Source organism: Pseudomonas sp. JAI115 (genome assembly GCF_014200835.1).
Taxonomy (GTDB): Bacteria; Pseudomonadota; Gammaproteobacteria; order Pseudomonadales; family Pseudomonadaceae; genus Aquipseudomonas; species Aquipseudomonas putida_A.
Genome location: NZ_JACHCY010000010.1, coordinates 38,947 through 59,041 on the forward strand (window position 1 = coordinate 38,947; position 20,095 = coordinate 59,041).

At 59.8% G+C, this 20,095-nt stretch carries 26 protein-coding genes; 11 read left to right on the forward strand and 15 right to left on the reverse strand.

Annotated features, from left to right (window positions below):
• Positions 1–12 precede the first annotated feature (12 nt).
• The gene (locus tag HDC30_RS20525) at positions 13–732 is read left to right on the forward strand and encodes a DUF4198 domain-containing protein (protein WP_103369134.1); all 720 of its coding nucleotides are present in this window, start codon (positions 13–15) and stop codon (positions 730–732) included.
• Between the two features lie 119 nt (positions 733–851).
• On the opposite strand, the gene hisC is transcribed toward HDC30_RS20525, so the two are convergent.
• From hisC to HDC30_RS20575, 10 genes are all read right to left on the reverse strand, one after another.
• Complete coding sequence (gene hisC / locus HDC30_RS20530; RefSeq protein ID WP_183784635.1) at positions 852–1,904, reverse strand: histidinol-phosphate transaminase; 1,053 nt, start codon at positions 1,902–1,904, stop codon at positions 852–854.
• A 2-nt stretch (positions 1,905–1,906) separates the two neighbouring features.
• The gene (hisD, locus tag HDC30_RS20535) at positions 1,907–3,232 is read right to left on the reverse strand and encodes a histidinol dehydrogenase (protein ID WP_098967219.1); all 1,326 of its coding nucleotides are present in this window, start codon (positions 3,230–3,232) and stop codon (positions 1,907–1,909) included.
• 125 nt (positions 3,233–3,357) lie between these two features.
• Positions 3,358–3,993, reverse strand: a complete 636-nt coding sequence (hisG, locus tag HDC30_RS20540) for an ATP phosphoribosyltransferase (RefSeq protein WP_007967226.1) — start codon at positions 3,991–3,993, stop codon at positions 3,358–3,360.
• Between the two features lie 127 nt (positions 3,994–4,120).
• The gene (gene murA / locus HDC30_RS20545; protein ID WP_027610854.1) at positions 4,121–5,386 is read right to left on the reverse strand and encodes a UDP-N-acetylglucosamine 1-carboxyvinyltransferase; all 1,266 of its coding nucleotides are present in this window, start codon (positions 5,384–5,386) and stop codon (positions 4,121–4,123) included.
• A gap of 22 nt (positions 5,387–5,408) precedes the next feature.
• Positions 5,409–5,648 (reverse strand): BolA family protein, encoded by a 240-nt coding sequence (locus HDC30_RS20550; protein ID WP_007953556.1) that lies wholly within the window; start codon positions 5,646–5,648, stop codon positions 5,409–5,411.
• A 116-nt stretch (positions 5,649–5,764) separates the two neighbouring features.
• Positions 5,765–6,070, reverse strand: a complete 306-nt coding sequence (locus HDC30_RS20555) for a lipid asymmetry maintenance protein MlaB (protein ID WP_183784637.1) — start codon at positions 6,068–6,070, stop codon at positions 5,765–5,767.
• Positions 6,067–6,720, reverse strand: coding sequence for a phospholipid-binding protein MlaC (locus tag HDC30_RS20560; protein WP_027610852.1), 654 nt, complete (start codon positions 6,718–6,720; stop codon positions 6,067–6,069). The genes HDC30_RS20555 and HDC30_RS20560 overlap by 4 nt, the downstream gene beginning before the upstream one ends.
• An 11-nt stretch (positions 6,721–6,731) precedes the next feature.
• Positions 6,732–7,199, reverse strand: a complete 468-nt coding sequence (gene mlaD, locus HDC30_RS20565; RefSeq protein WP_007967220.1) for an outer membrane lipid asymmetry maintenance protein MlaD — start codon at positions 7,197–7,199, stop codon at positions 6,732–6,734.
• Positions 7,199–7,996 carry a lipid asymmetry maintenance ABC transporter permease subunit MlaE gene (gene mlaE / locus HDC30_RS20570; RefSeq protein ID WP_003221704.1) on the reverse strand — a complete coding sequence of 266 codons (798 nt, stop codon included), beginning with the start codon at positions 7,994–7,996 and terminating at the stop codon, positions 7,199–7,201. The genes mlaD and mlaE overlap by 1 nt, the downstream gene beginning before the upstream one ends.
• Positions 7,996–8,805 carry an ATP-binding cassette domain-containing protein gene (locus tag HDC30_RS20575; protein WP_003221703.1) on the reverse strand — a complete coding sequence of 270 codons (810 nt, stop codon included), beginning with the start codon at positions 8,803–8,805 and terminating at the stop codon, positions 7,996–7,998. The genes mlaE and HDC30_RS20575 overlap by 1 nt, the downstream gene beginning before the upstream one ends.
• Before the next feature lie 274 nt (positions 8,806–9,079).
• On the opposite strand from HDC30_RS20575, the gene HDC30_RS20580 reads away from it, so the two are divergent.
• From HDC30_RS20580 to HDC30_RS20625, 10 genes are all read left to right on the forward strand, one after another.
• Positions 9,080–10,054 carry a KpsF/GutQ family sugar-phosphate isomerase gene (locus HDC30_RS20580; RefSeq protein WP_027610849.1) on the forward strand — a complete coding sequence of 325 codons (975 nt, stop codon included), beginning with the start codon at positions 9,080–9,082 and terminating at the stop codon, positions 10,052–10,054.
• Positions 10,054–10,578: an HAD family hydrolase gene (locus tag HDC30_RS20585; protein ID WP_007967216.1), complete on the forward strand. Its 525-nt coding sequence runs from the start codon at positions 10,054–10,056 to the stop codon at positions 10,576–10,578. The genes HDC30_RS20580 and HDC30_RS20585 overlap by 1 nt, the downstream gene beginning before the upstream one ends.
• 8 nt (positions 10,579–10,586) lie before the next feature.
• Positions 10,587–11,159, forward strand: coding sequence for an LPS export ABC transporter periplasmic protein LptC (gene lptC, locus HDC30_RS20590; protein ID WP_183784639.1), 573 nt, complete (start codon positions 10,587–10,589; stop codon positions 11,157–11,159).
• Entirely contained in the window at positions 11,146–11,691 is a 546-nt protein-coding gene (lptA, locus tag HDC30_RS20595; protein ID WP_096795357.1) for a lipopolysaccharide transport periplasmic protein LptA, read from the forward strand. Before lptC ends, lptA begins: the two co-directional genes overlap by 14 nt.
• Positions 11,691–12,416: an LPS export ABC transporter ATP-binding protein gene (gene lptB, locus HDC30_RS20600; RefSeq protein WP_007967211.1), complete on the forward strand. Its 726-nt coding sequence runs from the start codon at positions 11,691–11,693 to the stop codon at positions 12,414–12,416. Before lptA ends, lptB begins: the two co-directional genes overlap by 1 nt.
• A 186-nt stretch (positions 12,417–12,602) precedes the next feature.
• On the forward strand, positions 12,603–14,096 hold the full coding sequence (locus HDC30_RS20605; RefSeq protein ID WP_183784641.1) for an RNA polymerase factor sigma-54: 1,494 nt from the start codon (positions 12,603–12,605) through the stop codon (positions 14,094–14,096).
• A gap of 73 nt (positions 14,097–14,169) precedes the next feature.
• Entirely contained in the window at positions 14,170–14,478 is a 309-nt protein-coding gene (gene hpf, locus HDC30_RS20610) for a ribosome hibernation-promoting factor, HPF/YfiA family (protein ID WP_025109458.1), read from the forward strand.
• Positions 14,479–14,490: 12 nt separating this feature from the next.
• Positions 14,491–14,955, forward strand: a complete 465-nt coding sequence (gene ptsN, locus HDC30_RS20615; protein ID WP_027610845.1) for a PTS IIA-like nitrogen regulatory protein PtsN — start codon at positions 14,491–14,493, stop codon at positions 14,953–14,955.
• A gap of 2 nt (positions 14,956–14,957) precedes the next feature.
• Positions 14,958–15,815: an RNase adapter RapZ gene (gene rapZ / locus HDC30_RS20620; RefSeq protein ID WP_027610844.1), complete on the forward strand. Its 858-nt coding sequence runs from the start codon at positions 14,958–14,960 to the stop codon at positions 15,813–15,815.
• Positions 15,816–15,830: 15 nt separating this feature from the next.
• Positions 15,831–16,106, forward strand: coding sequence for an HPr family phosphocarrier protein (locus tag HDC30_RS20625; RefSeq protein WP_003221684.1), 276 nt, complete (start codon positions 15,831–15,833; stop codon positions 16,104–16,106).
• A 59-nt stretch (positions 16,107–16,165) separates the two neighbouring features.
• On the opposite strand, the gene HDC30_RS20630 is transcribed toward HDC30_RS20625, so the two are convergent.
• Genes HDC30_RS20630 through HDC30_RS20650 form a run of 5 tightly spaced genes read right to left on the reverse strand, consistent with a single transcriptional unit; the run spans position 16,166 to position 19,935 of the window.
• Entirely contained in the window at positions 16,166–17,059 is an 894-nt protein-coding gene (locus HDC30_RS20630; RefSeq protein ID WP_183784643.1) for a ZIP family metal transporter, read from the reverse strand.
• A gap of 30 nt (positions 17,060–17,089) precedes the next feature.
• On the reverse strand, positions 17,090–17,701 hold the full coding sequence (locus HDC30_RS20635) for a superoxide dismutase (protein WP_183784645.1): 612 nt from the start codon (positions 17,699–17,701) through the stop codon (positions 17,090–17,092).
• Position 17,702: 1 nt separating this feature from the next.
• Positions 17,703–18,143, reverse strand: a complete 441-nt coding sequence (locus HDC30_RS20640) for a hypothetical protein (RefSeq protein WP_007967199.1) — start codon at positions 18,141–18,143, stop codon at positions 17,703–17,705.
• 27 nt (positions 18,144–18,170) lie between these two features.
• Positions 18,171–19,547: an aspartate ammonia-lyase gene (locus HDC30_RS20645; RefSeq protein WP_183784647.1), complete on the reverse strand. Its 1,377-nt coding sequence runs from the start codon at positions 19,545–19,547 to the stop codon at positions 18,171–18,173.
• Positions 19,528–19,935 carry a FagA protein gene (locus HDC30_RS20650; protein WP_183784649.1) on the reverse strand — a complete coding sequence of 136 codons (408 nt, stop codon included), beginning with the start codon at positions 19,933–19,935 and terminating at the stop codon, positions 19,528–19,530. The genes HDC30_RS20645 and HDC30_RS20650 overlap by 20 nt, the downstream gene beginning before the upstream one ends.
• Positions 19,936–20,095: the final 160 nt, after the last annotated feature.

The window sequence follows — 20,095 nt, forward strand, 5'->3', positions numbered from 1 at the left end:
AAGGACGTCACCATGCAATGCCGCAAAACCCTGCTGATCATCGCCGCCCTGTTCGCCACTCAAGCCTCGGCCCATGGCCTGTGGACAGAACAACGGCGCGGCAATATCGAAGTGATCTACGGCCACGGCGCCGAGGACAATGCCTTCAAGGCGCAGAAAATCAGCGGCGCCTGGGCCTATGACACAAGCGGCAAAATGATCCCGGTCAGCGTCGAACGCCTGTCCGATCACGCGCGCCTGAAGCCGCTAAAAACACCGGCGGTCATGGCCGTCGCACTGAACAACGGCATGTGGTCGCAAACCGCCGACAGAAAATGGATCAACGAAGGCCGCAGCAAAGTGCCGGGTGCTGTCGAAGCCACCGAGACGCTCAAGTACAGCCTGGCGATTTATCAACCGGGAGCAAAGTTGCCCAGGCTTGAGCAGATCAAGTTGCTGATTTTGCCGGAGGTCGACCCGCTGACCGTCGGCCCGGGCAAATCACTGCCGGTACGGGTGCTGCTCGATGGCAAACCGGCAGCGGGCGTGAAGCTGATTGGCGACTATCGCAATGCACCGAACACCCTGAGCACTGAAACGGACAAGGACGGTCGTGCGCAAGTGCTGGTGCGTAATGAAGGGTTGAATGTGATTGCGGCGCAGGTGGAAGTGCCGGTGAAGGACAGCGCGGATGTGAACAGTCGCGGGCTGTTCAGTTCGCTGACGTTCCTTGGCGAACCGCATCACGAATAACCAACACAAAACCAATGTGGGAGCGAGCCTGCTCGCGAAGGGGGCTAAACATTCAGCAAGGATGTTGAATGAAAAACCGCTTTCGCGAGCAGGCTCGCTCCCACAGGTTCAGCGGCGGGTCAGAGGTTGCCGAGACCGTCGATCAGCGCCTGATTCTGCTCCGGCGTACCGATCGAGATCCGCAGGAACTGGGCAATCCGCTCCTGCTTGAAGTGACGCACGATCACACCCTGCTCGCGCAGTTTGGCTGCCAGCCCTGCTGCATCGTGTTGCGGGTGACGGGCGAAGATGAAGTTCGCCGCCGAAGGCAGCACTTCAAAGCCCTTGGCCTGCAATTGCGCGATCACCCATTCACGGCTCTCGATCACCAGACGGCAGGTCTTGTCGAAATACTCGCGATCCTCGAACGCTGCCGCCGCCCCGACAATCGCCAGGCGATCCAGCGGATAGGAGTTGAAGCTGTTCTTGATCCGCTCCAGCGCTTCGATCAGATCCGGATGACCCACCGCCAGACCAACGCGCAGGCCGGCCAGCGAGCGCGACTTGGACAGGGTCTGGGTCACCAGCAGATTCGGATAACGATCCACCAGACTGATCGCGGTTTCGCCACCGAAGTCGATGTACGCCTCATCCACGACCACTACCGAATCCGGGCTGGTCTTGAGGATCTGCTCGACCGCCTCCAGCGCCAACAGGCAACCGGTCGGTGCGTTCGGATTGGGGAAAATGATCCCGCCGTTCGGTTTGGCGTAGTCCGCCGGGTTGATCTGGAACTGCGCGTCCAGCGGCACGGCATCGAACTGGATGCCGTACAGACCGCAATACACCGGATAGAAGCTGTAGCTGATGTCCGGGAACAGCAGCGGCTGCTCGTGTTGCAACAGACCGTGGAAGATGTGCGCCAGCACTTCGTCCGAACCGTTGCCGAGGAACACCTGATTGCTCTGCACGCCGTAGTAGTGGGCGACGGCGTTTTTCAGCAGATCGCTGTTCGGGTCCGGGTACAGGCGCAGGTTGTCGTTGAGTTCGGTCTGCATCGCCGCCAGGGCTTTTGGCGACGGGCCGTAGGGGTTTTCGTTGGTGTTGAGCTTGACCAGTTTGGTCAGCTTTGGCTGCTCGCCCGGCACATACGGCACCAGATCCTTGACGAACGGGCTCCAGAATTTACTCATGATCAGTTCCCCTTCTGCTCAGCTTTGATGCGGTATTCGGCGCTGCGTGCGTGCGCACTCAGGGATTCGCCACGGGCCAGCACCGAAGCGGTCTTGCCCAGCTCGGAAGCACCGGCCTCGGAGCAGAAGATGATCGACGAACGTTTCTGGAAGTCGTACACACCCAGCGGCGAGGAGAACCGCGCGGTGCCGGAGGTCGGCAACACGTGGTTCGGGCCAGCGCAGTAGTCGCCCAGCGCCTCGGAGGTGTGACGGCCCATGAAGATCGCACCGGCGTGACGGATCTGCGGCAACCACGCTTGTGGATCAGCGACCGACAGCTCCAAGTGTTCCGGGGCGATACGGTTGGCGACTTCGATGGCTTGCGCCATGTCGCGCACATGAATCAGTGCACCGCGACCATTGATCGAGGTTTCGATAATGGTTGCGCGGTCCATGGTCGGCAGCAGTTTGTCGATGCTCGCAGCGACCTTGTCGAGGAATTCGGCGTCCGGGCTGACTAGAATTGCCTGCGCGTCTTCGTCGTGCTCGGCCTGGGAGAACAGATCCATGGCGATCCAGTCCGGATCGGTCTGGCCGTCGCACACCACAAGGATTTCCGACGGGCCGGCGATCATGTCGATGCCGACCTGACCGAACACGTGACGCTTGGCGGTGGCCACATAGATGTTGCCCGGGCCGACGACCTTGTCCACCTGTGGCACGCTTTCGGTGCCGTAAGCCAGCGCGGCAACCGCTTGTGCGCCGCCGATGGTGAACACTCGGTCAACGCCGGCAATGCACGCCGCCGCCAGCACCAGCTCATTGAGCTCACCGCGCGGGGTCGGCACGACCATGACCACCTCGGCCACGCCGGCGACCTTGGCCGGAATCGCGTTCATCAGCACCGACGACGGGTACGACGCCTTGCCGCCCGGCACATACAGGCCGGCGCGATCCAATGGTGTGACCTTCTGGCCGAGCACGGTGCCGTCGGCTTCGGTGTAGCTCCAGGAATCCTGCTTCTGTTTTTCGTGGTAGCTGCGCACCCGCGCCGCGGCTTTTTCCAGCGCTTCGCGCTGCGCCACAGTGATGCGGGTCAGGGCCAGTTCCAGGCGCTCGCGCGGCAGGATCAGGTCAGCCATCGAGGCGACTTCGAGGCCGTCGAACTTCTGGGTGAACTCGACCAGCGCCGCGTCACCGCGCTCGCGCACCGCCTTGATGATGTCCAGCACGCGCTGATTGACCGAGTCGTCAGACACACTTTCCCAGCTCAGCAGATGATCCAGATGATGCGCGAAATCCGGGTCAGCAGCGTTGAGTCGGCGAATTGCAGTCGGTGCGGTCATAGCGAGAGCCTCATAGGAATGGCAAAAACTCAGGCGCCCTAACTTAGCAGTCGTTTCCGCTTGGGCACCTGAGATTCTGGCTATGAGGCGGATAGACGGGCGCGACTCAAGGTCACGCAGGTGAATCAGCCGCGGTGTCGCGATTCCACTGCGTTGCGCAGGGTATCGATCAACGCCTGGATTCGGGCGTGTTGCATCTTCATCGAAGCCTTGTTGACCACCAGGCGCGAGCTGATCGTGGCGATCAGTTCCTGAGGTTCCAGGCCATTGGCGCGCAGGGTGTTGCCGGTGTCGACCACGTCGATGATCTTGTCGGCCAGACCGATCAGCGGCGCCAGCTCCATCGAACCGTAGAGCTTGATGATGTCGACCTGACGCCCCTGTTCGGCGTAGTAACGCTTGGCGACGTTGACGAACTTGGTCGCCACGCGCAGACGGCCCTTGGGCTCGGCCGCGCCGATCTTGCCGGCGGTCATCAGCTTGCACTGGGCAATCTGCAGATCCAGCGGCTCGTAAAGGCCCTGACCGGTGTATTCCATCAGCACGTCTTTACCGGCGACGCCGAGGTCGGCCGCGCCATGCTCGACATAGGTCGGCACGTCGGTGGCACGCACGATCAACAGACGTACGTCATCCTGAGTGGTGGGGATGATCAGCTTGCGGCTCTTGTCCGGATTCTCGGTCGGCACGATGCCCGCTTCAGCGAGAAGCGGCAGGGTGTCGTCAAGGATGCGGCCCTTGGACAGTGCGATGGTCAACATGGGAAACGTCAGTCCTTATCAAGGTACTCATGTCCGGTCGCAATCGGCGCCGGACACACATCGAGCCGGATACCGGCTCGACTCGAAACAAATTCAGTGGACACGTCCCTGTGTCCGCATGCAGCAATCAGCCCGGAACGCGACGGATCTTGGCGCCCAGCATCTGCAGTTTTTCTTCGATGCACTCGTAACCACGGTCTATGTGGTAGATGCGGTCGATCAGGGTGTCGCCTTCGGCCACCAGTGCCGAGATCACCAGGCTGGCCGAAGCACGCAGGTCGGTGGCCATCACTGGCGCGCCCTTCAGAACTTCAGTACCGGTGACGATCGCGGTGTTGCCTTCGACCTGGATCCTGGCGCCCATGCGGTGCAGTTCGTACACGTGCATGAAACGGTTTTCGAAGATCGTCTCGATCACTGCGCCTGTGCCTTCGGCAATGGCGTTGAGCGAGATGAACTGTGCCTGCATGTCAGTCGGGAACGCCGGGTACGGCGCGGTACGCACGTTGACCGCTTTCGGGCGCTTGCCGTGCATGTTCAGCTCGATCCAGTCTTCACCGCAGGTGATTTCCGCACCGGACTCACGGAGCTTTTCCAGGACCGCTTCAAGAATGGTCGGATCAGTGTCCTTGACCTTCACGCGGCCACCGGTGACCGCAGCTGCCACCAGGTAGGTGCCGGTTTCGATACGGTCAGGCATGACTTTGTAGAAGCACGAACCCAGACGCTCGACGCCATCGATGGTGATGGTGTCGGTACCGGCGCCAGATACCTTGGCGCCCATGGCGTTGAGGAAGTTCGCCAGGTCAACCACTTCAGGCTCGCGCGCAGCGTTCTGCAGGACGCTGCGGCCCTTGGCCAGGGCAGCTGCCATCATGATGTTTTCGGTACCGGTCACGCTGACGGTATCAAAGAAGAAGTGCGCACCGCGCAGACCGCCTTCAGGCGCCTTGGCCTTGATGTAGCCGCCTTCGACATCGATCACCGCGCCCATGGCTTCGAGGCCACGAATGTGCAGGTCGACCGGACGCGAACCGATCGCGCAACCGCCAGGCAGGGCGACTTCGGCTTCACCGAAACGCGCAACCATCGGGCCCAGTACCAGGATCGAGGCACGCATGGTTTTCACCAGTTCGTACGGCGCGATCAGGGTCTTGATGGTGCGTGGGTCGATTTCGACGCTGAGTTTCTCGTCGATCACCGGCTCGATGCCCATGCGACCGAACAGCTCGATCATGGTGGTGATGTCGTGCAGGTGCGGCAGGTTGCCAACGGTCACCGGGCCATCGCACAGCAGGGTGGCAGCCAGAATCGGCAGGGCGGAGTTCTTCGCCCCGGAGATACGGATTTCGCCATCAAGACGAACGCCACCGGTAATAATCAATTTATCCATAAGAATCTCGACGCCCTAGGGCTCAGGTGCGCTCGGCCCAGGCCGCGCTGCTGAAAAATTTCATAGTGACCGCGTGGATGCTGCCATCGGCGATCCAAGGGTTCAAATGGGCATAGATGCTTTGCTGACGCTTGACCGGGCTCAACGCCGCCAGTTCATCACTAATCACGTTCAGCTGGAAGTTGCAGCCTTCGCCTTCAACTTCCACCTGCGTTCCTGGCAGCTTTCCTTCAAGGAAGCTCTTCACTTCTACGGCCTGCATGCTCAACCTCAATCGGCGCCCTGTGCGCACGGGTCGGACATCATACAAAAAAGCCCCGCGCCTGCGAACCCCGCATTGGCAGGACTCTGACGGGGGGCTTGTTTATCGATGCGGGTTCAGGGGTGCGCCAGCAACTCGGTCAGTTCACTGACCTGAGCGATTTCGCGCATGTCTTCCGGCATCGCACGGATGCTGACGACTTTGCCGGCCGCCTGGGCATCGCGCATGAAGCACAGCAGCAAGGACAAGCCGACGCTGCTGGACTTCTTCACTGCCGAGCAATCGATGACCAGCGATGCCGCCTTGCTGGACTTGATCAGCGCCTGGCCTTCCTTGCGCAGGTCGGGACCTGTGCGATAGTCCAGCACTCCGCTGAGCAATAGCTCGTCGACATCACTTATACGAACTGCCGCCTCATTCATTGCGCTGGCTTCTCGGCAGCTTTCTCGGTGGTTTCCTTGGCCTTGGCCACTTCGCCAGCCCAATTGTTGATGGTCTTGTCCAGATCGTTGCCATTGCGCTGCATCGCGTCGGCGAACTGATCACGGAACAGCTTGCCGATGTTGATGCCGTTGATGATCACATTGCGCAGTTTCCACTCGCCATTGATCTTCTCCAGCGTGTACTGCACAGGGTAGATCGCGCCGTTGTTGCCCTTGACGGTCATGCCGACGCTGGTGCGATCGCCGGACTCATCCTTGGCCGGATCAACCGTGATGCCCTGGTTGTTGTATTCGAGCAAAGCGTTGCCATAGAACTGGAACAGACCGCGCTTGAAGTTCTCCTGGAAGGTCTGCATCTGCGCCGGCGTGGCCTTGCGCGAATACTTGACCGTCATGATGCTCTTGGAAATGCCTTCGGCATCCACCACAGGTCCGACGATGGTGTTCAGCGCCGTGTAGAAGTCCTGCGGATCCTTCTTGTACTTCTCTTTATTGGCCGACAAGTCGGCCAGCATCCGGTTCGTGGTGTCCTGAATCAGGTCGTGCGCCGACTGTCCGGGCGCAGCGCTAGCCAGCATCGGCAGTGCCGCAAGCAACACCAACAGGCCACGTCGCAAGGTAGAGATCATTCAAAAGCTCCTCATTTGGCGTCTTTGCTAACGGTATTGAGCAGGAATTTACCGATCAGGTCTTCCAGTACCAGAGACGACTGGGTGTCGTGGATGGTTCCACCATCCTTCAGACGGGTGTCTTCGCCGCCCACGCTGATACCGATGTACTTCTCGCCCAACAGGCCAGCGGTCAGGATAGACGCTGTGGAGTCGGTCGGCAGGTTGTCGACCTTTTTATCCACTTGCAGGGTTACCCGACCGGTGAAGCTGTCGCGATCCAGATCGATGGCCGTGACCTTGCCGATGGTTACGCCAGCCATGGTCACTTTGGCTCTGACCGTCAAACCGGCGATATTGTCGAAGTAGGCATACAGTTTATAGGTGTCGGTGGTCGAAGTCGGAGACAGGCCACTGACCCGCAGAGCCAGTAGCAACAAAGCCAGGATCCCTGCCAGCAGGAACAGGCCGACACCGATTTCCAGGGTGCGGTTTTGCATCAGAAATCTCCAAACATCAAAGCGGTCAGAATAAAGTCCAGGCCCAGTACCGCCAGCGAGGCGAATACCACGGTCTTGGTGGTGGCGCGACTGATGCCCTCGGAAGTGGGCTCACAGTCATAGCCTTGGAAAACGGCGATCCAGGTCACGACGAAGGCGAAAACGATACTTTTGATGACGCCGTTGAGCACATCGCTGGTGAAGTTCACGCTGTTCTGCATGTTCGCCCAGTAGGAGCCTTCATACACGCCAAGCCAGTCGACAGCCACCCACGAACCGCCCCAGATTCCCACCACGCTGAAAATCATCGCCAGCACCGGCAGGGAAATGAAACCGGCCCACAGACGCGGGGCAATAATGTATTTGAGCGGATCGACACCGATCATTTCCAGGCTGGAAAGCTGTTCGGTGGACTTCATGTTGCCAATTTCTGCGGTCAGCGCCGAACCGGCACGCCCGGCAAACAGCAACGCCGTCACGACAGGCCCCAGTTCACGCAGCAACGTCAGGGCCACCATCTGCCCCACCGCCTGCTCCGAACCGTAGCTCGACAGAATACTGAAGCCCTGCAGCGCCAGCACCATGCCGATGAAAATCCCCGACACGACGATGATCACCAGCGACATCACGCCGACCGAATGCAGTTGCTTGACCAGCAGGCCGAAACCGCCACTGATGCCGCCACGACCGAGCAGGGCGTGAAACAGGAACAGGGTCGCGCGGCCAAACACCGCGACGGCGTCGATCGCGGCCTCGCCGAACCGGCGTACGCGTTCTATCAATGAAATTCTGCGCATCAGCGCTTCCCCAGAAGATCTGCGCGGTAATCCGTCGCTGGAAAATGATACGGCACCGGGCCATCGGGGTTGCCGGTCATGAACTGGCGAATACGCGGTTCATCCGAGTTCATCAATTCGTCCGGCGTGCCCTGCCCCAGCACCTGACCATCACCCACTACATAGATGTAGTCGGCGATGCTCGCGGTTTCGGCCAGATCGTGGGAGACCACGATACTGGTGATCCCCAGCGCATCGTTGAGCAGACGGATCAGGCGTACCAGCACGCCCATGGCGATCGGATCCTGGCCGACGAAAGGCTCGTCATACATGAGAATCTGCGGATCGAGCGCAATCGCCCGGGCCAGGGCGACCCGACGCTTCATGCCGCCGGACAGCTCGTCGGGCATCAGCTCGATCGCACCGCGCAAACCGACCGCCTGCAATTTGAGCAGGACGATGTCGCGGATCATTTCATCCGGCAATTGGGTATGAACGCGCAGGGGGAAAGCGACGTTCTCGAAGACATCGAGATCGGTGAACAGCGCGCCGCTTTGAAACAGCACGCCCATGTGCTTGCGCGCATCGAACAGATCACTGCGCGACAGCGTCGGCAGGTTCTGGCCGTTGACCCAGACTTCGCCGCTGGAAGGACGCAACTGTGCACCCATCAAGCGCAACAAAGTGGTCTTGCCGCACCCGGAAGGTCCCATGATGCCGGTAACCTTGCCACGCGGGATGCGAATATCGACGTTATTGAAAATGCTGCGCGCACCGCGCTTGAAGGAGACTCCCTTCAGCTCGACCGCGTAGGCGTTATCGGCACTCATCTAAACTCCTTGCGATGCAGCCTCTCACTCGGACGCCTGGCTTTCCGCAGAAAGCACATACCTCCCGGGCAGGCCGAACTGGCGGCGAACTATATCACTGCAAACGCCAAGCGCCCAAGGCCCCGCCCCTCCGCGTTCAACGATATGACAGGCCTGATGGTACTTTTTCGGGGTTTGGCTGACGCGGAATGACAAAGCACGACGAACTTGCGTGAGGCTTTTCAACATAACCGCTATAATCGCCGCCTTTTCATCGGGCTATACGATTTCTGACATGAGCCAATCCAGCGACCTGATTCAATCGGCACAACGCACCATCCGCCTCGAAGTGGAAGCCGTACAAGGCTTGTTGCCCCATATCGACGCCGATTTCGTACGCGCTTGCGAGATGATTCTGGCCAGCAAAGGCCGTGTGGTCGTGGTCGGCATGGGCAAATCCGGGCACGTCGGCAACAAGATTGCCGCGACCCTGGCCAGCACCGGCACCCCGGCATTTTTCGTCCACCCGGCCGAAGCCAGCCATGGCGACATGGGCATGATCACCCGCGACGACGTGATCCTCGCCCTCTCCAACTCCGGCTCGACCAACGAAATCGTCACCCTGCTGCCATTGATCAAGCGCCTCGGCATCCAGTTGATCAGTCTCACCGGCAATCCGCAGTCGCCGCTGGCCAAAGCTGCCGAAGTCAATCTCAACGTTCATGTCGAACACGAAGCCTGCCCGCTGAACCTGGCACCGACTTCCTCTACCACCGCCGCGCTGGTCATGGGCGATGCCCTGGCCGTGGCGCTGCTGGAAGCGCGTGGTTTCACCGCCGAAGATTTTGCCTTTTCACACCCGGGCGGCGCTCTGGGTCGACGCCTGCTGCTGAAAGTGGAAAACGTCATGCATGCCGGGCAAGAGCTGCCGCAAGTGCAGCGCGGCACCCTGCTCAAGGACGCGCTCATGGAAATGACCCGCAAGGGTCTGGGCATGACCGCGATCGTTGAAGCCGATGGCAAACTGGCCGGAATCTTCACCGACGGCGATTTGCGCCGCACGCTGGACCGCAGCATCGACATCCGCAGCGCCACCATCGACCAGGTCATGACCGCACACGGCAAGACCGCACGGCCGGAGATGCTCGCCGCCGAAGCCCTGAAAATCATGGAAGACCACCGAATCAACGCACTGGTGGTCGTAGATGAAGAAGATCGCCCGATCGGCGCCTTCAACCTCTCCGATCTGCTGCGTGCAGGAGTGATGTAATGACCACCGATCTGCTGCAACGCGGCAAAGCGATCAAACTGGCGGTGTTCGACGTCGACGGCGTCCTCACCGACGGGCGCCTGTACTTCCTCGAAGACGGCAGCGAATTCAAGACCTTCAACACCCTCGATGGCCAGGGCATCAAGATGCTGATGAATGCCGGTGTCGAGACCGCCATCATCAGTGGCCGCAAGACCCCGGTGGTTGAACGCCGGGCGAAGAACCTCGGCATCCCGCACCTGTTTCAGGGCCGTGAAGACAAATTGGTGGTTCTGGACGGCCTGCTGGCGCAACTGGGCCTAAGCTATGAACAGGTCGCCTACCTGGGTGACGACCTGCCTGACTTGCCGGTGATCCGCCGCGTAGGCCTGGGCATGGCCGTTGCCAATGCTGCCGACTTCGTGCGCGAACACGCCCATGGCGTCACTCGGGCCCGCGGTGGCGAAGGTGCCGCCCGTGAATTCTGCGAATTGATCCTGCGCGCCCAGGGCCGCCTCGATGCGGCCAACGCCGCGTACCTGTGAGCCAAATCATGTTTAGCAAAAAATTTCGCAACTTCCTGCTGTTCGGCTGCATCGCTGCGATGTTTGGGGCGGTCGGCTACTGGAACATCAGTCCGGAACGTTTCCTCGACAAGCCTGTGGCCAAGGTCGAAGACACTGCCATCGACTGGTACGCCACCAATACGCATACCCTGCAATATCTGCCGGACGGCAAAGTGCAGTACGAAATGACGTCGGACAAGGCCGAACACCTGAAAGCGACGGATGTGACTCTGGTTACCAAACCCGACCTCAACATGTATCGCGGCACCGAGTTTCCGTGGCACGTGACCAGCGAGCGAGGCGAAGTGAATCCGGACGGAACGCAGGTAGAATTGATCGACTCGGTACGCATCAAGCGCACCGATGAAAAGAAACGCGACACCCTGATCACCAGCACACGCATGACGGTGTTCCCTCAGCAGCAATATGCGCAGACCGAGCAACCCGTTAGAATCGACGGCGCTGGCGGTGTATCGACTGGCGTGGGAATGAAGGCGTATTTGAAGGAAAGCAGGATACACCTGCAATCGAACGTAAGAGGACAGTATGAGGCTCGTTAAAACCCTCCCTATTTTGCTCAGTCTGGGCGCAGCACTGGGAAGCGTGAGCGCCTGGGCTCTGCCGAACGATCAGCAGCAACCTATCCGCATTCAGGCCGACGACGCCCAGCTGGACGACAAGAACGGCATCGCCACCTATAAAGGTGATGTGATCATCACCCAGGGCTCGATGATCGTTAAGGGCAATACGGTGACCATCACCCGTACTCCGACCGGCGATATCGACGTGGTGACCTCGGTGGGCAACCTTGCCTACTTCGAGCAACTGCAAACCCAGGGTGACGCCAAGCCTGTTCAGGGCTGGGGCGTGACGATTCAGTACCACGCCGCGCAAAACCGCGTCGTGCTGATCGACAAGGCCAAGGTTGTCGACAAGGACAACAACACCACTCAGGGCGAGAAAATCGTCTATGACACGGTGAAGAAACTGGCCAGTGCCGGTCGCGCTACCGGCAGCAAAGTCACCGAAGCGCGTCCGCGTATCGACATGGTGATCCAGCCGAAGAAGAAAACCGACGAGAAAACCCAGTAATGGCAACTCTGAAAGCTCAACACCTGGCCAAGGCCTATAAAAGCCGCCAGGTTGTGCGCGACGTCAGCCTGTCGATCGACAGCGGCCAGATCGTTGGCCTGCTCGGCCCGAACGGTGCCGGCAAGACCACCTGTTTCTACATGATCGTCGGCCTTGTGCAGGCCGATCAGGGTCGCGTGCTGATCGATGATCTGGACGTCAGCCATCAGCCGATGCACGGCCGTGCCAAGGCCGGTATCGGCTATCTGCCGCAAGAAGCGTCGATCTTCCGCAAACTGTCGGTGGCCGATAACATCATGGCCATCCTCGAAACCCGCACGGAACTCGACAAGGCCGGTCGTCGCAAGGAACTGGAAAGCCTGCTGCAGGAATTCCACATCAGCCACATCCGCGACAACCTCGGCATGAGCCTGTCCGGTGGTGAACGCCGCCGGGTGGAAATCGCCCGCGCCCTGGCGACCGCACCGAAATTCATCCTGCTCGACGAACCGTTCGCCGGTGTCGACCCGATTTCGGTCGGCGACATCAAGCAGATCATCCATCACCTCAAGGCCAAGGGCATCGGTGTTCTTATCACCGACCACAACGTGCGTGAGACCCTGGATATCTGCGAAACCGCCTACATCGTCAACGACGGTCAACTGATCGCGGAAGGCGATGCGGCGACCATCCTCGCCAACGATCTGGTGAAGGAAGTGTACCTGGGCCACGAGTTCCGCCTGTAAGCACCAAGGCACTTGGCCAGCCTCCGGGTGCTGTATCGATGAAGCAGGCTTTTATACGCTTTTATTGTTACAGCGCTCTAGGCAAACACGACAGTTTCAGGCATATAATTTGCTTAAGTTTGGCGCTCCGGCGCCCTGTAGTGGATGGCGCATGCGCGCCGGCGAATAAGGTGTTAAGCCCCTGCCATGAAACCATCGCTAGTCTTGAGAATGGGCCAGCAGCTGACGATGACACCGCAGCTGCAACAGGCCATCCGCCTGCTCCAATTGTCGACCCTGGACCTGCAACAGGAAATCCAGGAGGCCCTGGAATCCAATCCGATGCTCGAACGCCAGGAAGAAGGCGACGACTTCGACAATACCGATCCTTTGGCCGACAACGCCGAACAAAAACCCAACACCGACATTCAGGAACCGTCCTATCAGGAAGCCGCCCCGACGGTGGACAATCTGGAAGATGGCGAATGGAACGAGCGCATTCCTAACGAACTGCCCGTTGATACCGCCTGGGAAGACGTCTACCAGACCAGCGCCAGCAGCCTGCCCAGCAGCGATGACGACGAGTGGGACTTCACCACCCGCACGTCCGCCGGCGAAAGCCTGCAAAGCCATCTGCTGTGGCAATTGAACCTGGCGCCGATGTCCGACACCGACCGCCTGATCGCCGTGACCCTGATCGATTGCATCAACAATCAGGGCTACCTGGACGAAACCCTCGAAGAAATTCTCGACGCCTTTGATCCGGAGCTCGACATCGAGCTGGACGAGATCGAAGCCGTTCTGCACCGCATTCAGCAGTTCGAACCGGCCGGTATCGGGGCGCGCAACCTCGGCGAATGCCTGCTGCTGCAACTGCGTCAGCTCCCGGCCAAGACCCCGTGGCTCAACGAAGCCAAACGTCTGGTCAGCGATTACATCGATCTGCTCGGCAGTCGCGACTACAGCCAGTTGATGCGGCGTATGAAGCTCAAGGAAGACGAGTTGCGTCAGGTCATCGAACTGGTGCAAAGCCTCAATCCGCGTCCGGGCTCGCAGATCGAATCGACCGAAGCCGAGTACGTGGTGCCCGACGTCATTGTGCGCAAGGATAACGAACGCTGGCTGGTCGAGCTGAATCAGGAGTCAGTGCCCCGTCTGCGGGTTAACGCGCAGTACGCCGGTTTCGTCCGTCGCGCCGACACCAGCGCCGACAACACCTTCATACGCAACCAGTTGCAAGAGGCACGCTGGTTCATCAAGAGCCTGCAAAGCCGCAACGAAACCCTGATGAAGGTGGCCACCCAGATCGTCGAGCATCAGCGCGGCTTCCTGGAGTATGGCGATGAAGCCATGAAGCCGTTGGTCCTGCATGACATCGCCGAGGCGGTCGGCATGCACGAATCGACGATTTCCCGGGTCACCACGCAGAAATTCATGCATACCCCGCGCGGTATTTATGAACTGAAATACTTTTTCTCCAGCCACGTCAGCACCTCCGAAGGCGGTGAATGCTCGTCGACGGCGATCCGCGCGATCATCAAAAAACTGGTTGCGGCGGAAAATCAGAAAAAGCCGTTGAGTGACAGCAAGATCGCTGGTTTACTGGAGGCACAAGGCATTCAGGTGGCTCGCCGCACCGTCGCCAAGTACCGCGAATCCCTCGGGATCGCGCCTTCGAGCGAACGCAAGCGGTTGATGTAAGCCACGTTACAGCGTTCCAGTGGCAGGCTCTTCGGCCTGCCGCTTTATGCACTGGCAACGAAGGAGAAGCTGTATGCAAGTCAACATCAGTGGACACCAACTGGAAGTGACCGAACCTCTGCGCACCTACATCAACGAGAAACTCGAACGATTGGAGCGCCATTTCGACAAGATCACCAACGTGCAAGTCACGATGTGCGTCGAAAAGCTCAAGCAGAAAATCGAAGCCACCTTGCATATACCCGGCAGCGAAGTGGTCGCCAACGCAGAAGATACCGACATGTACGCTGCGATCGACTCACTGACCGACAAGCTGGATCGCCAACTCAAAAAGCATAAGGAAAAGACCCAGAGCCTCCTTCAGGGCGCGACAGGTCGTTAACACTCCCAACCCATGATCCGACTTGAAAGTATCCTGACCCCCGGCCGTTCCCTGGTGAACGTGCCGGGCGGCAGTAAAAAGAAAGCCCTCGAACAGATTGCCAACCTCATCCATAAAGAAGTGCCGGATCTGGCCATGCAGGATGTTTTCGAGAGCCTGGTAGCCCGTGAGAAACTCGGATCCACCGGTTTCGGCAACGGCATCGCCATTCCCCACTGTCGCCTCAAAGGCTGCGAAGCGCCTATCAGCGCGTTGATGCACCTTGATGCCCCCATCGATTTCGATGCCATCGACGGCGCACCGGTCGACCTGCTGTTTGTACTGCTGGTCCCGGAAGCGGCCACCGATGCCCACCTGGAATTACTGCGCCAGATCGCCAGCATGCTCGATCGCAAGGAAGTGCGCGAAAAACTGCGCAGCGCACCGAGCAACGAAGCCTTGTATCAGGTCGTCCTGAGCGAGCAGAACGGTCATTAATCATGCGCTTGATCATCGTCAGCGGCCGCTCCGGCTCGGGTAAAAGTACCGCCCTGAATGTCCTTGAGGATAACGGCTACTACTGCATCGACAACCTGCCGGCCGGTCTGCTGCCGGAACTCGCCGAACGCGCCCTGATTCACACCGAACTGGCCCAGCCGCTGGTGGCCGTGTCGATCGATGCACGCAATCTGCCGAGCCACCTGTCGCGTTTCCCCGAACTGCTTGAAGAAGTCCGTGCCCGGCACATCCAGTGCGATGTGTTGTATCTGGATGCCGACGAAGAAACCCTGCTCAAGCGCTTCTCGGAAACCCGCCGGCGCCATCCATTGAGCACTGCCAACCGCTCGCTGGCCGAAGCGATCGAAGATGAAACCGCCCTGCTCGGCCCGATCGCCGACCTGGCCGACCTCAAGGTCAACACCACCAATCTGAATCTGTACCAGTTGCGTGACACCATCAAACTGCGCCTGCTGAACCAGCCGGAGCCGGGTACGGCGTTTCTGGTCGAGTCGTTCGGCTTCAAGCGCGGCATGCCGGTGGACGCGGATCTGGTGTTCGATGTGCGCTGCCTGCCCAATCCTTACTGGAAACCGGAACTGCGTGCACAATCGGGTCTCGACGCACCGGTCGCCGAGTACCTGGCTGCACAACCGGAGGTTGAGGAGATGTTCCAGGACATCTACGGCTACCTGTACAAATGGCTGCCACGCTTTGCCGCGAGTAATCGCGCCTATGTCACCATTGCCATTGGCTGCACCGGCGGGCATCACCGCTCCGTTTACCTGACCGAACGTCTGGGTCAGGCCCTGCAGAAAACCCTGAAGAACGTCCAGGTTCGCCACCGCGACCTCACTTAAAGGATTCACACCGCGATGCCTGCTCTGGAAATCGAAATCATCAATAAACTGGGCCTGCACGCCCGAGCGTCGGCCAAGTTCGTCGGGGTGGCGGGCCAGTTCCCGGATTGCACGATCAGAGTGGGTCGCACGCCAGAAACCACAGTGGATGGCAAAAGCATCATGGCGATGATGATGCTCGCCGCCGGCAAGGGTACGAAGATCTATCTGAGCACCGAAGGCCATCAGGAACAAGAAGCGCTGGATGCGCTGGTGGCGTTGATCAACAACTACTTCGATGAGGGTGGTTGATCGTTTAAAGATCAAAAGATCAAAAGATCAAAAGATCGCAGGCTGCGATCTTTTGATATTCACCCCAACGCCGTATCCATCACCATCATCAGACAAAACCCGATCAGCAAGCCAAGACTGGCCAGCTTCTCATGACCATTGCGGCGCGATTCCGGAATGACTTCGTGCGTCACCACCAGCAACATAGCCCCCGCCGCCAGCGCCAGCCCCAACGGCAATAACAGCTCCGCCAGACTGACCAGCCACGCACAGAGCAGTGCAAACACCGGTTCGACCAGTCCTGACGCCGCACCGATCAAGAATGCCTTGACCCGCGACATTCCTGCCCCCGCCAGTACCAGCGCAATCACCAATCCCTCTGGCACATCCTGCAAGGCGATGCCCATCGCCAGACTGTCGGCATCCGGCATGCCGCCGCCAGCGGACACCCCCACCGCCATGCCTTCCGGGATGTTGTGAGCAATGATGGCGAAGACGAACAGCCAGATGCGCGGCGGAATCACTGGGTGTTCCAAGGTGCCGACAAGCATTTCCGGTGAGGCGCCGGACAGTTTCAGATCCACCAGATACAGAGCGAACGCACCGAGCATGATGCCGAAGCAGATCAACCCGCTGGCGGCCCATGGTGTCAGGCCCAGACTTTCGGCAGCAGCGATGCCCGGCACGATCAGCGAAAACGCGGTCGCCGCCAGCATCACGCCGGCGCCGAAACCCAGTAGCGTATCGCTGAGCCTCTGCGGCATACGCCGGATCACCAGCACCGGCACCGCGCCGAGCGCCGTGCCGAGGGCGCAGATCGCGCCGCCCTGCAATGCGCGTGACAATCGCGGCTGCAGATCCAGCCATTCCAGCCCGTGCAGGGCCAGCAGGGTCATGCCCGCCAGCAGCAACAGCGACCCGACCGCGTAACGAAACATGCGCCCACCGCCAATCGCCAGTGTTTCAGTGCCCATAGTCAGCCCTGGATTGTTTTTATAGAAGACTTAAACCAGTGCAGCCTGGTAGCGCGCAGCAACTTCCGGCCAGTTGATCACGTTGTAGAACGCGTTGATGTATTCCGGGCGACGGTTCTGATAACGCAGGTAATAGGCGTGTTCCCAAACATCCAGACCGAGAATCGGCGTGTTGCCGTTCATCAACGGGCTGTCCTGATTGCCGCTACTTTCCACGACCAGTTTTTTCTCCGGGGTCACACTGAGCCAAGCCCAGCCGCTGCCGAAACGGGTCAACGCGGCTTTGGTGAAGGCTTCCTTGAAACTGTCGAGACCGCCCAATTGCTCATCGATGGCCTTCGCCAGCACACCATCCGGCTTGCCACCGCCGTTGGGCACCATGACTTCCCAGAACAGCGAATGGTTGGCATGCCCGCCACCCTGATTGATCACCGCCGCGCGGAGTTTTTCCGGCAACTGCTGAACGCTGGCGACCAGTTTTTCCACCGGCCATTCGGCGTACTCAGTGCCTTCGACGGCGGCATTGAGGTTGTTGATGTAGGTCTGGTGGTGCTTGGTGTAGTGAATCTCCATGGTTTGCGCATCGATGTGCGGTTCCAGGGCATCGTAGGCGTAAGGCAAGGCAGGCAAGGTAAAAGCCATTTCAGTGGACTCCATGATGATGTGAGGCTGACGCGCGGCGTGCGTTGCCGGTGTCCGGGTGCAGCAGGCGCTGGGTGCGCGGGTATTCGCCGTGTTCGCTGATGAAGTTCAGCAGTTCGACGTAGGTCTTGCTGCTCTGGCGCAACGCCGCTTCCCGCAGGGCCGGACGCAGGCGCTCGTCCTGCATGGTCTGCAACAGCCTTTGATGAATCGCGCAGAGGTACTCGGCGCTCTCCTCCGGCTGATTCAGGCGCAAGTGCAGATCCGCCAGGTTGTGGTGGGAGATGACGCAGGCCGCCACCGCTTCGTCGGCGTCCGCCCAGCGTTCGAACAGTACTTGCGCCAGGGCCAGGGCTTGCAGATAAGCTTCACGGGCATCAATCAGCTCGCCCAGCATGAAGCAGCGATTGGCCCGTTCGATCGTGCGTTTCCAGTGCTCCATGGTGAACCTCCAAAGCGGTTGCGGGGTTTACACGCCGCCGGCGGTGAGTTTCTCGGGGTTGAGCAACTCTTCCAGTTGGCTGCGCGACAGGTCGGTGTGCTCCAGCGCGACGTCGATCACCGGGCGGCCCTGTTTGTAGGCCTGCTTGGCGATTTCGGCGGCTTTCTGGTAGCCGATGATCGGGTTCAGCGCGGTGACCAGAATCGGGTTGCGCGACAGCGCTTCCTTGAGCCGCGACTCATTGACCTTGAAGCTGGCGATGGCCTTGTCGCCGAGCAGACGACTGGCATTGGACAGCAGTTCGATGCTGCTCAGCAGGTTCTGGGCGATGATCGGCAGCATCACGTTCAGTTCGAAGTTGCCCGACTGGCCGGCGATGGTGATCACCGAATCGTTGCCGATCACTTGCGCAGCGACCATCGCAGTAGCTTCCGGAATCACCGGGTTGACCTTGCCCGGCATGATCGACGAACCCGGTTGCAGGGCTTCCAGCTCGATCTCGCCAAGGCCGGCGAGCGGACCAGAGTTCATCCAGCGCAGGTCGTTGGCGATTTTCATCAGCGACACGGCGGTGGCCTTGAGCTGACCAGAGACGGCGACGGCGGTGTCCTGCGAGCCGATCAGGGCGAACAGATCCTTGCCCGGAGTGAATTGCACATTCGTCAGTTGGCTGAGCTGGCGACTGAAACGCTTGGCAAACTCCGGATGCGCGTTGATCCCGGTGCCGACCGCCGTACCGCCCTGCGCCAGCGATTGCAGGCTCGGCAGCAAGTCCTGCAGATGACCGATGTTGGCCTTGAGCTGCTGCGCCCAGCCATTGAGCACCTGACTCATGCGCACCGGCATCGCGTCCATCAAGTGCGTACGGCCGGTTTTGACGTGGTGGTGCACCTGTTCGGCTTTGTTTTCGATGACCTGCACCAAATGCAACAGCGCCGGCAGCAGTTGTTCGTGCAACGCCAGGGCGGCGCTGACGTGGATGGTGGTCGGAATGATGTCGTTGCTGCTCTGGCCGCAGTTGACGTGATCGTTCGGGTTGACCGGTTCATCGAGCAGACGGCTGGCGAGGGTCGCAATCACTTCGTTGGCGTTCATGTTGGAGCTGGTGCCGGAGCCGGTCTGGAAGATATCCACCGGGAAATGCTGCATGAAGTCGCCTTCGAGCAGGCCTTGCGCGGCATCGCTGATGGCTTTGCCCTGTGCGGCGCTGATCTGGTTGAGCTCGACGTTGGCCCGCGCGGCGGCGGCTTTGGCGAGGATCAGCGCACGGATGAATTGCGTTGGCATCGGCTTGCCGCTGATCGGGAAGTTATCCACTGCACGCTGGGTCTGCGCGCCATAGAGAGCGTCCACCGGCACCTGTAGTTCGCCCATGCTGTCGCGCTCAATACGAGTCTTGGTCATCGGTAAATCCTTGGACTAATTCAATGAGAGGAATCGAGGGAAGCAACTCGCAGGTCGCCAGTTGCCAGGTGTAGCGCTGCCAGCGCTGGAGCCGGCAGTTGCACAGCGACAGACGCTCCATTTCACGCAACGGCCGCCAGGCTTGATCGAGACACAGGCTGCGCCAGTGCCACGGCAACGCGATGTCGGTGGCTGTGTCGAGCAGCAAACGGAAGGAGGTTTCAGCGATGGTCCACGGGGAAGTCGCCGTGCAGCAGACCAGATAACGGCCTTCGGCCAGGTAATGTTCGATCAGGCGTGGTTCGTCAGGATCCATCGCGCAACGGATCTGGCGACTCATCCAGCGCCAGCTTTCGAGGTACGGCTGCTCGTGCAAGGCAGAACTCATGATCCGGGGCTCGTTCGGAGATGAGATTTATTATTAGATGATAATGAGAAACAAAACAAGAGCGCCTGATTACACAGACTCCATTGTAGGAGCGAGCCTGCTCGCGAAGGCGTCGTGTCAGTCGCTGCTGCAGCAGGCTGCTATCGCTTTCGCGAGCAGG